The organism is Sporolactobacillus sp. BBK16-2 (assembly GCF_059878335.1).
Window position 1 is genome coordinate 1,232,524 of record NZ_CM187611.1, and the last position, 15,997, is coordinate 1,248,520.

Here is a 15,997-nt window from a genome sequence, read left to right on the forward strand (position 1 = left end):
ATTAACTTTCGAATTAACGATCTGTTCAGATCTATTTAGATACAATGAAACGGGGGGAGACTGATGTCTGTCCGATTTATATTGGGACGGCCGGGAACGGGTAAAACGGCGATGTGCTTATCTGAAATTCGCAGCCATCTGCGTGAACGGCCGGATGGGGAACCGCTCATTTATTTGGTTCCCGAACATATGACATTCAGCATGGAGTATGCACTGGCATCCACTGCGGGACTTGGCGGGATGACCCGATTGAATGTGTACAGCATGCCGCGTCTTGCACTGCGCGTCTTGCAGCAGGCAGGCGGAGCCACGCGAAAACACTTGAATGCGACCGGTGTGTCGATGCTGCTGCGCAAAATTGTTGAGCAGAATAAAACGAAACTTCGACTCTTTCAAAAGGCATCTCAGCAGAACGGCTTTTACGATCTGCTTGGCGATACGCTGATTGAATTTAAACGTTTTTGTCTTGAACCGGAAGCAATGATCACTGAAGCGGAACAACTTAAAGGAGACAGCGCGGAACGGCTCCTTCTGAAGGACAAGCTTCATGATTTGTCGCTCATCTATCAATCGTTCAGCCAAGCTCTGGAAGGAAAATATATTGATAGTGAGGATTATCTAAAGCTCATGGTGGAGCGAATGGATCACGCTGATTTTCTGAAACAGGCGGAAGTCTGGATTGACGGTTTTCAGACCATGACGCCGCAGGAAATGTTGGTGGTTGAACGGCTGATGGCAACATGCAGACGGGTCACCATTGCTTTAGGAACGGATCAGATCTACGATCGGGCACCGGATGAATTTTCTGTGTTTCGCCATCCCGCACTATTGTTTCTGCAGCTCAAGGAACGAGCAGAGATGAATGATCAAATGCTTGAACCCATTGTCTTTCAAACCGATGCATTACGGTATCAGTCAGTGTCTTTAAAAAATATGTGTCTGCATTTCGGACAGTATCCTTCTCAAGTAAGCCTGGAAACGGATGGAGTCACGATGACTGAAGCTGCAAATCGCCGTGAGGAAGTGGAGCAGGCGGCACGCAATATCATTCACTGTGCACGTGTCCATGGTGACCGTTTCCGTGAAATGACGGTGCTTGTCCGTAATCTGGCAGACTATCGCGATCTTGTTGAAACGATTTTCAAAGATTATCAGATTCCTTTTTTTATTGATCAAAAAAGTCCGATGAAACACCATCCTCTCATTGAATTTATTCGCTCAGTGCTGGAAACGATCCAACAAAATTGGCGTTATGAACCGATCTTCCGCTGCGTGAAAACTGATTTCTTGATTCCATTTGATTTCAATTTAAAGGAAGCCCGCGAAGGCATGGATCAGCTGGAAAACTATGTAATCGCACGCGGCTATTATGGGAAAAAGTGGACCGATGAAGATCCATGGCATTATCGGATCTACAGGGGGCTGGAGGAGCAAACGAGAGCACAATCAGAAGCTGAAGAACATGCAGAAAAGACGATCAATAAATACCGCATGCTTGTTGCACAGCCGATTGCTTCCTTGGAGCGACGATTAGGAGATGCGACGACGGTCTCCGAACAATGCGAAGCACTTTACCGTTTTCTGATCGATATGACCATTCCCGAAAAGCTCGAACGGCTGGCAAGAACAGCGGACCAACAGCAAAAGCTTTCCGAAGCAAAGGCACACGGACAGGCATGGAAAGCAGTTGTGGATCTGCTTGATCAATGTGTGGAAACAGCAGGAGACGAGCAGATGACGCTCGATCTGTTTATAAAGGTTGTCGACACGGGGCTTGATGCACTGGAATTTGCGATGGTCCCGCCGGCATTGGATCAAGTGCTGGTTGGCAGTTTAGATCGGATGCGGTCGTCAGAAATGAAGGATGTCCTCCTCCTGGGCGTTAATGAAGGGGTACTGCCGGCGAAACCAACAGATCAGGGACTGTTCTCCGGTAAGGATCGTGAACTGCTGCTCGATGAAGGCGTAACGGTGGCTGAAGGCGAATCAGAACAAATGGCTGGTGAGAATGAACTGATTTATCGCGCACTGACACTAGCAAGGAAGCGCCTTTTTATTTCTTATCCGCTCGCTTCTGAAGACGGCGAGTCGCTGAGACCCTCTCCACTCATTTCTCGACTGCGGCACTTTTACCCGGATTTGCAGGTGCAGCTGGCGCCCGCAGAACCAAGAACCCTGAAGGATGAGGAGCAGCTTGCATTCATCAATACACCAAGAAAAACGGTAAGTATTCTCTCCGCTCAAATTCGCGAATGGAAAAATGGGTATCCGATTGCCGAACTATGGTGGGATGCCTATAACTGGTTTACGGTGCATCGCGAGTGGGGCAGTGCGGCACACATGGCATTGGCCGGTCTGTTTGCACGCAATGATGAGCGTCTCAGCCCGGATTCGGCTCTTGCCTTATATGGGCAGACGATCCAGACGAGCGTTTCACGAATGGAAAAATTCAATTCCTGTCCATTTTCGCAATTTGCGTCTTATGGGCTCAATCTCAAGGAACGGGAAGCTTTTCAATTAGCCGCTCCTGATATCGGTCAGCTTTTTCATTTGGCGATTAAACAGATGACCGCTCAGATTATGAAGGAAAATCGAAGCTGGCAAGATCTATCGCCGGAGGAATGCGATCAATTGGCAGCAGGCACAGTAAATGAGCTTGCACCGAGTCTGCAGAGACAGATTCTGACCAGTTCGAACCGTTATCGATATCTGCAGCATAAGTTGGCACAGGTCGTGGCACGTGTGGCACGTGTCCTCCGCCGTCACGCATTGTCGAGTGGCTTTTCCCCAGTGAGTCTTGAGCTTCCTTTCGGTCCCGGCCGACCGCTGCCTCCGCTCAGCTTTCCTTTAAAACACGGAGCGAGAATGGATGTTGTCGGGCGAATCGATCGTGTGGATCAAGCCAAAGACGAACAGGGGCGGTTGCTTTTACGAATAATCGATTATAAATCGAGTTCGAAAACTCTTGATCTGTCAGAGATTTTTTACGGCCTTGCGCTTCAAATGCTGACCTATCTTGATGTCATCATCACGTATTCGAAACAATGGCTGGGTTCTGAAGCTGATCCTGCAGGTGTGCTTTATTTCCATGTGCATAACCCTGTATTGAATTTGGATGAAAAACTGCCGGAGGATCAGCTGGAACGTGAACTCTACAAGCACTTTAAAATGAAAGGTTTACTTCTTGAAGATGAAGACGCGCTGCTCCTGACAGATAAGACTGCAGAAGGAAAGATTTCGGATGTTGCGCCATTCGGCATTAAAAAGAACGGGGATTTCTACAAAAGTTCGTCACTCGCAGGTGTGCAGGAGTTCAAAACACTTCGACGCTACACTCGCGAGGTGATGACGGACGTCGGTTGTAAAATTATTGACGGCGATGTGTCGATCACCCCCTTTAAAATGAATGGGCAAGTCCCATGTACCTACTGCTCATTTCGTCCGGTTTGCCGTTTTGATCAATCACAACCTGGCAATCAGTATCGCTTGTTGAAAAAGATGAAGGACGAGGATGTCTTAGGCAAATTGGCGAAGTTGGAGGAGAAACCGGATGAGCACTAACCCGAAAGAAAGAAAATGGACAGAGGCACAATGGCGTGCAATAACAGAACGTGGTCATGATTTGCTTGTCGCTGCAGCAGCAGGTTCCGGAAAAACCGCAGTTCTTGTTGAACGTATCATCCAAAAAATGACGGATTTGGATCAACGTGTGAATATCGATGACTTGCTGATTGTTACCTTTACAAAAGCAGCGGCGTCTGAAATGCGCGAGCGTATTGGACAGGCAATCGAAAAGCGGTTGGTTGATGAGCCTGAAAATTTATTCTTGCGGAGGCAGCAGGGGCTGCTTGGCAAAGCGTCAATCATGACTCTGCACGCCTTTTGCATGTCGGTCGTCAAGCAATACTATTATTTTCTTGATCTTGATCCAGGCTTCCGCCTGCTTGATGAAACGGAGGCAGCGCTGATGCGTGAGGAGGTCTTGGATGATCTTCTCGAAAAGTATTATGCAGCAGACGATCCGGAATTCTATCGTTTGGTGGATCGCTATTCAAGTGACCGAAGCGATGATGCATTGAATCATTTGCTTTTACGTATTTATGAATTTTCGATGAGTCATCCCTGGCCGGAGCATTGGCTGGATCAAATGGCTGAAGCCTATCGTGTGGACAGTGCAAGGGGACTGGATCAATTCGGATGGCTGTCTGATTTGAAGAAGGCATTATGGCGCACGATTTCCGGAGCAGTCCATAGTCTTCAAGATGCGATACGGTTGTGCGGCGAACCGGGAGGTCCTGCGGCTTACGCGGAGACTTTGACTGAAGATTTGGCGGCACTGCAGCAAATTCTATCTAAGGTAGACTCAGATTGGGAGACGCTTCGTTCTGTGTGTCTGACCGTGTCATTTGGCAAGCTGAAGGCGATTCGCGGTAAAGAGGTTGACGCAGCGCTCAAGGATCAAGTAAAGAAAATACGAGATAAGATTAAGACCACAGTTGCTGAGCTGCAGCAGCAATGGTTTTCGCGCTCTTCTGAAGAATGTCTGAACGATCTAAGTGATATGGCACCTTCTGTTGATCTGATCATTGAGCTTGTAAAGGCATTCACCAAGCAGTTTAAAAAGGAAAAAAGGCGCAAAGCCGTTCTCGATTTTTCCGATCTGGAGCATGAATGTCTCACTGTTTTGCGCGGCGAAGGGTCTTCGACGAATCACGAGGTGCCGTCTGTGGTTGCCGAACAGTTCCGCGCGCAATTCAATGAAGTAATGATTGACGAATATCAAGATACCAACCGTGTTCAGGAAACGATTATTCAATTAATTACTAAAGACAGTACCCATGGAGGCAATCTCTTCATGGTTGGCGATGTAAAACAGAGTATCTATGGATTTCGATTAGCCGAACCAGGACTCTTTATTGAAAAATATAAACTGTTTTCCGCGCCGGAAAGCGATGGACAAGTTATTGATCTGTCAAACAACTTCCGCAGCAGGCAGGAAATCGTCGACGGAGCGAATTTTCTTTTTCGACAAACCATGGACGAGGCGGTCGGCGGTGTGATTTATGATGCCGCAGCAGAATTGCGCTGCGGGGCGAGCTACCCTCAGGAGAGCCGTCCAATTGATCTGGAAATGATTAATCGCGCTGGTGCTGAAGATGAAGATTCGGAGGGCGCAGACGATCTGGACTCCTCGGAACTTGAGGCGAGTGCGATCGGCGATCGAATTCAGGCGATGATCGGCGACGGAACATCCCCGTCCTACCAAGTCTTTGATCGTGATTTAGGACATATGCGTCAAATCCGCTATCGAGATATTGCGATTCTGCTGCGCTCTGCAAGCACATCCGCGGCAGTCATGAAAGATGTGCTCGGACGCCGCGCTATTCCCGCTTATGCAGAGTTATCCAGAGGCTATTTTGACACGGTGGAAGTGTCGGTCATGCTCTCTGTTCTGCAAGTGATTGACAACCCGGAGCAGGATATACCGCTCGCGGCAGTTCTGCGTTCCCCGATCATCGGGTTAAACGCGGATGAATTGGCTGCCATCCGTATGTCTGATCGGGAATCAGGTTTTTATCATGCCTTAAAACGTTATACAGAAGACAATGAACAAGATTTAGCACAACGATTGAGTTTATTTCTTGAAAAGGTTGAAGAGTGGCGTGATTTTTCTAAAAATCATTCGGTTGCTGAATTAATTTGGCAAATTTATCGCGATACCGGTTATTACGACTATGTCGGCGGATTGACTGGAGGCACGCAGCGCCAGGCAAATCTGAAAGCTTTCTACGATCGCGCGCGTCAATATGAAAAAACGACATTTCGCGGACTGTTTCGGTTTCTCAGATTTATTGAAAGAATGAGAGAAAACGGCGGCGATCTTGGGGAAGCACGTGCACTTAGTGAGCAGGAAGATGTTGTTCGCATTATGACCATCCATAAAAGCAAGGGATTGGAATTCCCTGTTGTTTTCGTTGCGGGTATGAATAAACGGTTCAACATGCGTGACACCGCTGAACCAGCACTTTTGCACAAAGATTTGGGATTCGGTACGAAATGGATTAATCCCGACATGCGTACCAGTGTTCCCACGCTGCCTTATTTGGCGATCAAAGAACGAATGAAAGCGGATGCGACTGCTGAAGAATTACGTATTTTATATGTCGCGGTTACGCGGGCAAAAGAAAAACTGATTCTGATTGGAACCGTTAAAGACGCGAAAAAACAAATAGAGAAATTCAGACCTGTTCTGCAAACCAGGGAGTGGCTGCTTCCGGAAGATGCGCGTGCGTCTGCCGTAACCTTCTTTGATTGGATTCTCCCGGCAGTTGCGCGTCATCACGCAGCTGAAGCACTTCATGACTTGCTGGATGATCAGCCTGATAAGAGAGCAGTATCAATGGACCCCTCTTCATGGATCGTACAGATTATTGCTGCTTCAGGACTTACTCAAGCAGAGGATCATCGTCAGGCCGTGAATCGGGAACGTCTGCAGAGACTTCATCAAGGTAAAGCTGTCGTTTCCCATTCCGGATTTCAGGATGAGGTCGCAAAGCGTCTCGAGTGGTCGTATCCCGATTTTGCGGCCACCACATCAATGGCGAAACAGACGGTTACGGAAATTAAAGCACAGCAAGACTACTTCAGCGATGGGACCGATGATCGCCTGCTTAGCGACCCGGAACATTTTTCCTCGATCGGCAGAGACCGTCCACAATTCCTGCAGCAATCTGCACTCTCTGCAACTGAGCGAGGTACCGCACTTCACTTGTTTATGCAGCATCTAAATTTAAATAAAGTCGATGATCAGGAGCAGCTTCAGGAACAAGGCCGCGTGCTTGTAGAAAATGAAGTGATTACTGACGTGCAGGAGCAGAGTTTCGATTATGAAGCAGTATATCAATTTTTCCAGACACCGATCGGAGAAAAGATGCGAGCAGCGAGTAAAGTTGTCCGAGAATGTCCGTTCAGTCTTGCTTTATCGACAGATGATGTTTATCCAACATGGAAACGATCAAATCATCAAGAATCGGTGCTCGTTCAAGGCGTTATTGATTGCATTATTGAAGATAAAGACGGATTAATTCTTTTGGATTATAAAACCGATCACCTTTCCGGTCGTTTTCCTGATCAGGAAACTGCTGCAGCTGAACTGAAACGTCGTTATGAAGTGCAGCTCGATCTGTACAGACAAGCCATTGAACAAATTTGGAAGCAGAAAGTAGCACTTGTCGGTCTTTATGCTTTTGATATTGGCTGCTTTATCGATCTGACAAGCGGGGGGAATCAGTCATGAAACTTTTGCACACAGCCGACTGGCATCTTGGGCGCAGTCTTGAGGGCCGCTCAAGAGCAGAGGAACAGGAGCAGGTTATGGATGAAATCTGCTGCATTGCGGACGAAGAAAATGTCGACGCGATTCTGATGGCGGGCGACGTCTTTGACACGGTTAATCCTCCTGCTGCTAGCGAAGCACTTTTTTACGAAACCGCGCAGCGCTTGTCACTCGGCGGAAAACGTCCTGTTCTGATCATTGCCGGTAATCATGACAGTCCGGAGCGGCTGGAGGCTTCCAGGCCACTCGCCGGAAGGCAGGGCATAACCATTGTCGGTCGGCCAGTGCTTAAGCCCCTGGTCATCCCGATCAAAAGGACAGACGAGACACTCGTGCTCGGGTGTGTTCCTTATCCTTCCGAATCCCGCTTAAATGAATGTCTCAGTGAAATCAATGATGAAGACATGATTAAGGCTGCATATAACGAACGTCTTGCTGCGCTTTTTCGTGAGCAGGCAAAGTCGTTTAATAAGGATGCAGTGAACATTTTGATGACTCATCTTTTTGCAGCAGGAGGCAAAGAATCTGATTCTGAACGGCCGATTCAAGTAGGCGGTGCTTATACAGTCCATCCATCTGCTTTTCCTCGTTCTGCTCAATATGTTGCGCTCGGACATCTGCACCGACCGCAAAACTTATTGGACTCACCGGTTCCGGCAAGATATGCCGGATCGCCGCTTGCTTATAGTTTTTCAGAAGCCGGCAGGCCTAAATCAATTAGTATTCTTGAGGGTATGCCTGGTGCACCGCTTGCATTAAGAGAGATTGAACTTAAATCGGGTCGTCCGCTGACTCGATGGCATGCGGAGAATGGCTTAAATGAAGTGCATCAGTGGATTGATGAAGCACGTGATCCTGAAGCATGGATTGATTTGGAAATCCGGCTGGATGAAGCCATGAGCATGCATGACATTCAAGCACTACGTAAAGCACGTCCGCGGATCGTCACCATAAGACCGATATACAACAGTGTTGAAGAAGACAAAGAACGTTCTGAACGTTCTAATCTGCCTATTGATGAACTTTTTGTTCGATTTTATAAAAAGCAGACAGATGGCGCTGAGCCTGGTACCGATCTTATTCGTCTATTCATGCAGCTGATTGACGAGGATGAAGCCGCGCGTGAAGTTGCGGCGGGGAGGGTTCCGAATGAAACCGATTGAATTGACCTTAAACGGATTGAATAGTTTTCGTGAGGAACAGCATATTGACTTTGAAGCGTTGTGTGCGGACGGATTATTCGGCATTTTCGGTCCGACAGGAAGCGGAAAATCGACGATTTTGGATGGAATTACGCTCGCACTTTATGGAACGGTGGAGCGTGCGGCAAATAACACATCCGGGATCTTAAATCAGCTTGAAGAACAGATGTCGGTTGGTTTCACCTTTGAACTTTCCGGAGATAAAACGGAACGATACCGCGCGGAACGCAGCTATAAGCGCACAAAGGACGGCGGTTTGCGTCTGGCAAGCTGCCGTTTGCTGAAGCTTGACGCCGTCAATGAGGTGATTGCTGATAAAGAACGTGATTTGACGCGTTCCGTACAAGAGATTCTTGGATTGACACATGATGATTTTACAAGGGCGGTTGTGCTGCCTCAAGGTAAATTCGCTGAATTTTTGACACTCAAAGGTAATGATCGTCGCAAGATGCTCCAACGGCTCTTTCATCTTGAAAAATATGGTGATGAATTATCTGCACGTCTGAAACGAGCATTCGACGAACGGAAACAGCAGCTCCAGATTATTGTTGAGAAGCAGGCAATGCTTGGTGATGCATCTATAGAGGCGGTCAACGCGGCAATCAAACGATGCACAGAGATTGAGCATGAACTCACTTTATCGCGGACTAAGCTTGAGCACGTGGAAGCTGAGAAGCAATTATTTGAGCAGATCTACAGCATGATTGAAGACAAGGAAGCAAAGACTCAGGTACTTCAGGAGTTGATCCGGGAAAAGGACAACTATGAAACAATAAGGATCAAGCTTGATCGTAATGAGGCAGCGGATAAGTTGATGCCTTACCTAGAGGCGTTGAGCGATACAGAGTTGGAAGCGACAAAGGCAAAAAATGAACACGTGGAAGCACGACGCCGATTTGATCTTGAAAAGGCACAGCTTGAAGCGGTAAAAAAGAAACGTGAAGGCATAAAGAAAAATTTGGATGAGCAAATGCCGAAGCTTGATGAGAGTAAACAAAAATTTCTCCAAGGCGCATCGATTCAAAATCAGCTTAAGAGTGAATTGAACGCTTTGCAAGAGCTCCAAACAGAAAAAAAATCGCTCGAGCAAAAACGAGGCAAGGCGCGAACAGCACTAGAGCAAGAGCAGAAGCACTTTAATGAAATGAAGGCGAGCCTGGATAAGAAAGAGCGTGAACTGACGGCACTGGAAGTGCCAAGCGACAGACGAACGCTCATTCAACAAGCTCTGCAAGAAAAAAAAGAGATCGATACTCTAGATGTTTATCTTAGCGAGAAACGCGGTGAATGGATTCAACTGCGCGACACACTTGAAAAATGCGAACAGGAAATCAAGCATCTTGAAAGTGAGCAGGAGCAGATTAATAAAAAAGATTCATCGCTTTTCAATCAAAATCAGGAAATTTATAACCGCGCTGTTAATACAAGCAGGCTCATTCGATCTGCGCAGACATTTGTTGACATGCAAAACAAAGGAATTGAGCAAGAACGCGACCGGATCAATCGCCATAATCTGTCGTTGCAATTGGTTGCTGCACTGCGTGACGGCGAGCCGTGCCCGGTATGCGGCGCGCTTCACCATCCAACTCCGGTGGCAGGAGATGAAATGCTTTCAGAGACTGAAATTGATGCAAAGAGAACTTTTTATCAGAAAACAACTGAATTCTTAATGAATCAACTTCAGGAAACCAGAATCTGCACAGCACAATTAGAGCAGCAGGCGAAAGCCTTTCCCGCTTCTGTGCAGGCAGCATCACCGTCTAGTCGAGAAAATCATGACATGGATCAATCAGTTGATTTCGCAGAATGGGAGCGTTCCGGTATAAAGGATCTGCTCAATCGAATCACGCTCGCGATTAAAGAGGAGAAACAGGATCAGCTGCAGGTTGCGGATCAATTGGCGACGCAGCTGGACCGAGCGCGTACTATCGAATCACAACACTCGACATGTGATGCTCGATCTGCCATGTACATAGAAAAGATGTCGTCCCTTAAAGACCAAGCAATCGAAAGAAAACGGGAACGTGATCTGCGGTTAAATGAATGGAATACCCGCTTTTCTTCATTCAAAAAAGTACAGGAAGAGGCTAACGCGATCCGTGAATCTGATCAAAAGGCGGAGCACTTGCGCTTGGAGGTACAGCGGATGAAAAAAGACCTTGGCCAACTTGAACAAAAAGCTGGTCAAGATCAGGAGGCCTTAGGCAGCCTTGACGAGCAATGGAGCGAAGGGGTCGGCAGACAGGAAGCGGCAGAGAGATCGTTGCTTCAGTGGCGCGACCAATTACACGCGCTGGAATTAAGCGAAGATATGGCACTGAAACAATTGGCACTCGATGTTGAGCAGGAAATGGTCCGATTGAAACAAGAAATGGAATCTGCCGAACGCATTACTCAAGCCGCAATAGACACGTATCACCGTGTTGATAAGGACTGTACAAATGCTTCTGCACGAGAGGAACGGGCGGAAAAGACATATCAATCAGCAAGTGCAAAATGGGAGGAACGGCTCGCTGCTTCCCAATTTGAAAAGCGTGATCAAGTACAAAAGGCTCACTTAAGCGATGACGTGCGGGTCAAGCTTTCTGAAAATCTGATAAGCTATGAAGAAAAGACAACAAAGCTTTCTTCTGAAATTCAGTCAATCTCTGAAAAACTCGGTGATCAATCGGTTTCTAAAAATCAACTGGATGAATTGCGACAGCAGTGGATGGAACTGAAGGAGAAGGTGCAGTCACTGATAGAACGCGTTGGCGCCGCTTCAAAAGAACGAGAAAATCTAGAGAAAGATCATAAATTGTTCCTTAAGCTGGAATCGGAACGAAAGAAAAATCAGAAGGCTTCCGATCAGTATGAAAAATTGCAACGCGTTTTTCGCGGCAATGCATTTGTCGAATTCGTTGCGGAAGAGCAGCTTCAACAGGTTTGCGCCGCCGCATCGAAACGGCTTGGTGAACTGACACATGACCGTTATGTACTTGAAGTAGATGAGGACGGCGGTTTTGTTATTCGAGACAATGGGAACGGCGGTGTTTATCGCCCGGTTTCGTCTTTATCAGGAGGAGAAACGTTTTTAACCTCGCTTGCTCTGGCTTTGTCTCTTTCAGAACAGATCCAGCTCCGGGGCAATGTTCCGCTTCAATTCTTTTTTCTTGATGAGGGCTTTGGTTCGCTCGACCCCGAGCTTCTTGATACAGTGGTTACCGCACTCGAAAAGCTGCATATGCGGCGTTTAGCAATCGGTGTCATCAGCCACGTGCCTGAGATGCGTGAGCGACTGCCGCGACGATTAATTGTTTCGCCTGCGGTCCCATCGGGCAGAGGAAGTCGCGTGCACATGGAAATGCTCTGAAATCTAAATAAAGTGTTTTGATCAATTAAAGCCGAAAAAAGGCGGTTCAGCATTCATTAATTGAATGCTGAACCGCCTTTTTAACGATTAATGCAGCAGACCTGTATTCGCAATCATACGCAACACTGCCCAAATAAGATGTTCATTTTACTCAAAGCTGTTTGTAGTAGAAAATGGCGAGCTGGGTGCGGTCGCGCAGCGCCAACTTTTCAAGGATTGTGCTGATATAATTGCGTACCGTACCCTCGCTGAGAAAAAGGTTTTGCGCGATTTCACGGTTGGATTTGCCGTTTGCTACTTGTTTAATGATAGAAAGTTCGCGTTCGCTCAGTTTAAACTGGCTGAAATTCGGCTGTTCTTTTTGTTTCATCAATGAGGGGATTTTACTGACGATGGCATCGCCGAATACACGCTGACCACTGAAAACAGCCTTCAGAGCCGGAACGATACTCTCAAAATTCTGCTTCAAAATATAGCCTTTGGCACCTATACGAAGAGCTTCGACAATGTAATCGTCATCCGAAAAAGTGGTCAAAAAAAGAATTTTTGCTTCAGAATTCTCTCCTAGCAAGACCTTGGCCGCTTCAATCCCTGTCATTCCGTCCATCCGGATATCCATGAGTAAAATGTCGGGGGTAAGTTCGCGATAAAGGGCAACCGCTTCGGTCCCAGAGTTGCCGATTCCCGAGACATGAACCGTAGAATCCGCCTCAAGAATCGTTTTGAGCGATGAGGAGACAAGCCGATCATCATCGACAATCAGTACATTCATGATCCTTCTTCCTCCTTAGGTATCGATATGAAGAGTTCAAATCCGTTCTTTGTTTCGATATTGAGAAGACCGTTAAATGCTTCGGCACGATCTCTTATATTCTTTAAACCGATTCCGTTATTCGGATCATAGTTTCGCACCCGCCCGTTATCGGAAATGATCAATTGATAAAATGCAGGATGTTCGCGGAGCGTAATTGCCGCACGTGTGGCAGCAGAATGCCGGACGATGTTGGATAAGCCCTCTTTTACGATCGAGATCAACGCATAGGTTAACTTGCTTCCCGGCGTGTTTTGGACAGAATAATCGAAGGCTAGCGGACAAAAGGTGAATTTATGATTCAGATCAACGAGCTGAGTACGCAGATCAATGGACTCGTCATGGAGGTCGTGAACGCTTGCTCTGATGCTCGTCATCGCTTCTGAAAGGGTATCCTTCAGAGTGGAGAGTGCTTCCTTCGTTTGCGGATCCTGCTTCACAGCGAGAAAAGCGCCAATTTGCAGCAGTGCACGCGACAGCAGATGTCCCACGCTGTCATGGATTTCACGCGCAATTCGGTTGCGTTCGCCAAGCGTTGCCATTGTTAATTCGGTATCCTGTTTCTTCAGCAAATCCTGATTTTGTTTCTTTAAACGCAAAGACATTTCTTTTGTCGTATCACGCAGATTATAATAACGTTCTGCAAGTTGGTTAAATGCAATCGTTCTGTATTTTAATAGAGCGGAAAAAACAAAAAGTGCGCAGAGTGCTGTATCCGCAGCCAAAGGAGCATTCGGGAAAAAGAGTGTTAAAGGCAGCAGCGCTAGCAAGCAAAACCATTGTTTCTTTGAAAAAAGCAGATCATAGCAGACTAATGGCAGAAAAACACAAGCCCACGGCAAGAGCAGTGCGATGAACAAAAAGAATGCAGTCAGAATGATTTGCCAACGACTCTGATCAAAATAGCTGAGCAGACAGGTGAAAATGACAGCAAGCAGAATCGGGACAACATCACTATCAAACGTCCGGCCGAACAGGTATACGGCAAGACAGCAAATAAGAAGGATTAATTTATCAATAATATGATTCATAGCCACCGTCCGTCTTCGTTCATTCCTTTTATGTTTTCATTTAACCATTTTTTCTCTGTGCGCACAATTCCAAATGGGGAATGATGACAATTGTCATGAACATCGATGATGAACGGCACTTACATCGATATAACGAAGCAGCTAAACTGAATACAGATAGGAAGGGAGACACGAAAATGATGATTCATGTGAAGAATTTGGTGAAAAGGTACGGAGACCTTGTCGCTCTGGATCATTTATCTTTAGATATTAAAGAAGGAGAAATCTTCGGTCTGCTTGGTCCGAACGGTTCCGGTAAAAGCACGGCGATCAACTGCATTCTGTCATTGCTGAGCTATGACAAAGGAGAAATTGAAATTTTCGGTAAGAAAATGACGCCGGATGCTTACGCTATCAAACGCGATATCGGTATTGTTATGCAGAACGTCGCGGTATTCGACGAATTAACGGTGTATGAAAATATCAATTATTTTTGCGGCCTTTATGTTCGAGACAAGGCAGAGCGAAAGCAGCTGGTCGAAGAAGCGATTGCTTTTGTTGAGCTTGAGGATTTTCGAAAGTTTTATCCGAAGAAATTGAGCGGCGGCCTTTTGCGCCGATTGAATATCGCTTGTGGAATCGCTCATAAACCGAAGCTCATTTTCTTAGATGAACCAACTGTTGCCGTTGATCCGCAAAGTCGAAATAAAATACTTGAGGGTATCGAGAAACTAAACGCACAGGGAGCGACCATTGTTTATACCTCCCATTACATGGAGGAAGTAGAGCAGATCTGCTCAAAAATTGTCATCCTGGACAAGGGCCGGGTCATTGCCTCAGGAACTAAGGAGGAGCTGAAGGCAATGATTACGCTAGGTGAAAAGATCACCGTAGAAACGTTCTCGATTGAAGAAACGCAGCTGTGTCAATTGCGCGCGCTTCCCGGTGTTGTTTCGGTTGATAAGATTGATAAACGTTTAATCATCAAATCAGGAAAGGGAACGAACAATCTCGAGTCTGTCCTTAACTTTTTGAAAAACAATCAAATTGGATTTGGTCGTATTTATTCTGAATTGCCGACTCTGAATGATGTTTTTCTTGAAATAACCGGGAAGCAGCTTCGCGACTGAGAGGAGATGAATCAAATGTTTGCGCATGTGTTCCGTTATCGATTTAAGTGCTTAATCAGAGACAAACAGTTGGTGTTTTGGACACTCCTTTTCCCCATTCTGCTTGCTACATTTTTCTACTTAGCCTTTATGAACTTGAATGACGATGAGGCCTTTCATCCTATTGACGCAGCAGTTGTTGTCAGCGGTCACAATCAGTACGATGCCCCGTTTAAATCAGCATTGAACAGTGTTTCGAAAGGGAAAAATCGCTTGTTTAATATGAAGGCGGCGTCGAATCAGGAAGAGGCAGCTGAATGGCTGAAGCAGGGGAAGATTGACGGTTATTATACAAGCGGAAAGACGATTAAATTGACCGTAAAGGAATCCGGATTCAATCAGAGCATAATGACAACCTTTGCCGATCAATATCGTTCCAGTAACTCCGCTGTCATGCAAATCGCGTCTGATCATCCTGAAGCCTTGCAGAACGGATTGTTGAATGATGTCGGCAACCGTCAAAATTATGTCAAGGAGATTTCGGGTGGAAGCGCGGAACCGAATAATATATTGAATTATTTTTATTCCTTAATTGCGATGGCCTGTCTCTATGGAAGTTTCTGGGGCATGAAAGAGGTCAGCGATATTCAGGCGAATATCACTGACCGCGCCGCACGTGTAAATATGGCGCCGGTACACAAACTTAAGGCATTTATTGCCGGCAGTTCAGCCGCTCTGGTCATTCTTTACACAGAAATTCTCATTTTGCTTACTTATTTGCGCTTCGGATTGAACATCAGCTTCGGTCCGCGCACAGGGTATGTCTTATTGACCGCGCTCGTCGGCAGCGTGCTCGGCCTATCATTCGGGGCATTTATCAGTGCGCTCATTAAAAAAGGCGGAGGACTGAAAGTCGCTATTTTAATGGTTGTAACCATGGTCGGCTCGTTTCTCTCGGGAATGATGTTCTTAGATATGAAGTATAGAGCGACCGAGCAAGGTCGTGCCTTATAGCGGGTGGGAAGCCCGTCGGAAAAAGAGCTAGCCACTCATCCGTAGCGAGTCTTGGAGAACGAAAGGCAACTTTGGTTTTTAAGCGTAGACAGCGAGCCAGTGGGCCGTAAGCCAAGTGGTTGAAGGGATTGAGCCTCGAAAACTTATGAAATGGGAATGCCGA

At 46.6% G+C, this 15,997-nt stretch carries 8 protein-coding genes; 6 read left to right on the top strand and 2 right to left on the bottom strand.

Translation table 11 applies throughout. From position 1 onward, the window contains the following. The first annotated feature begins 63 nt into the window (after window positions 1-63). Genes addB through AC6F33_RS06225 form a run of 4 tightly spaced genes read left to right on the top strand, consistent with a single transcriptional unit; the run spans window position 64 to window position 11,890 of the window. The gene (gene addB, locus AC6F33_RS06210) at window positions 64-3,561 is read left to right on the top strand and encodes a helicase-exonuclease AddAB subunit AddB (protein WP_255747033.1); all 3,498 of its coding nucleotides are present in this window, start codon (window positions 64-66) and stop codon (window positions 3,559-3,561) included. Beyond that, complete coding sequence (gene addA / locus AC6F33_RS06215; RefSeq protein ID WP_255747034.1) at window positions 3,551-7,297, top strand: helicase-exonuclease AddAB subunit AddA; 3,747 nt, start codon at window positions 3,551-3,553, stop codon at window positions 7,295-7,297. Before addB ends, addA begins: the two co-directional genes overlap by 11 nt. Next, window positions 7,294-8,499 (top strand): exonuclease SbcCD subunit D, encoded by a 1,206-nt coding sequence (locus AC6F33_RS06220; protein ID WP_255747036.1) that lies wholly within the window; start codon window positions 7,294-7,296, stop codon window positions 8,497-8,499. The genes addA and AC6F33_RS06220 overlap by 4 nt, the downstream gene beginning before the upstream one ends. Next, the gene (locus AC6F33_RS06225; protein ID WP_480947512.1) at window positions 8,486-11,890 is read left to right on the top strand and encodes an AAA family ATPase; all 3,405 of its coding nucleotides are present in this window, start codon (window positions 8,486-8,488) and stop codon (window positions 11,888-11,890) included. The genes AC6F33_RS06220 and AC6F33_RS06225 overlap by 14 nt, the downstream gene beginning before the upstream one ends. Window positions 11,891-12,041: 151 nt before the next feature. Here the strand turns inward: AC6F33_RS06225 and AC6F33_RS06230 are convergent, their stop codons facing one another. Both AC6F33_RS06230 and AC6F33_RS06235 read right to left on the bottom strand, forming a co-directional pair. Beyond that, window positions 12,042-12,662 carry a response regulator gene (locus tag AC6F33_RS06230; RefSeq protein ID WP_480947511.1) on the bottom strand — a complete coding sequence of 207 codons (621 nt, stop codon included), beginning with the start codon at window positions 12,660-12,662 and terminating at the stop codon, window positions 12,042-12,044. Then, window positions 12,659-13,732, bottom strand: a complete 1,074-nt coding sequence (locus AC6F33_RS06235; protein ID WP_480948252.1) for a sensor histidine kinase — start codon at window positions 13,730-13,732, stop codon at window positions 12,659-12,661. Before AC6F33_RS06235 ends, AC6F33_RS06230 begins: the two co-directional genes overlap by 4 nt. Window positions 13,733-13,908: 176 nt before the next feature. Here AC6F33_RS06235 and AC6F33_RS06240 point away from each other — a divergent pair, with 176 nt between their 5' ends. Beyond that, a complete protein-coding gene (locus AC6F33_RS06240) occupies window positions 13,909-14,841 on the top strand; it encodes an ABC transporter ATP-binding protein (RefSeq protein ID WP_480948251.1) in 933 nt (310 codons plus the stop codon). Between the two features lie 15 nt (window positions 14,842-14,856). After that, window positions 14,857-15,834 carry an ABC transporter permease gene (locus tag AC6F33_RS06245; RefSeq protein WP_480952842.1) on the top strand — a complete coding sequence of 326 codons (978 nt, stop codon included), beginning with the start codon at window positions 14,857-14,859 and terminating at the stop codon, window positions 15,832-15,834. Window positions 15,835-15,997 lie beyond the last annotated feature (163 nt).

Coding starts and splice junctions, on each gene's coding strand:
- addA (WP_255747034.1), top strand. CDS start 3,551: ATGAGCACTAACCCGAAAGAAAGAAAATGGACAGAGGCACAATGGCGT.
- AC6F33_RS06225 (WP_480947512.1), top strand. CDS start 8,486: ATGAAACCGATTGAATTGACCTTAAACGGATTGAATAGTTTTCGTGAG.
- AC6F33_RS06220 (WP_255747036.1), top strand. CDS start 7,294: ATGAAACTTTTGCACACAGCCGACTGGCATCTTGGGCGCAGTCTTGAG.
- AC6F33_RS06235 (WP_480948252.1), bottom strand. CDS start 13,732: ATGAATCATATTATTGATAAATTAATCCTTCTTATTTGCTGTCTTGCC.
- addB (WP_255747033.1), top strand. CDS start 64: ATGTCTGTCCGATTTATATTGGGACGGCCGGGAACGGGTAAAACGGCG.
- AC6F33_RS06245 (WP_480952842.1), top strand. CDS start 14,857: ATGTTTGCGCATGTGTTCCGTTATCGATTTAAGTGCTTAATCAGAGAC.
- AC6F33_RS06230 (WP_480947511.1), bottom strand. CDS start 12,662: ATGAATGTACTGATTGTCGATGATGATCGGCTTGTCTCCTCATCGCTC.
- AC6F33_RS06240 (WP_480948251.1), top strand. CDS start 13,909: ATGATGATTCATGTGAAGAATTTGGTGAAAAGGTACGGAGACCTTGTC.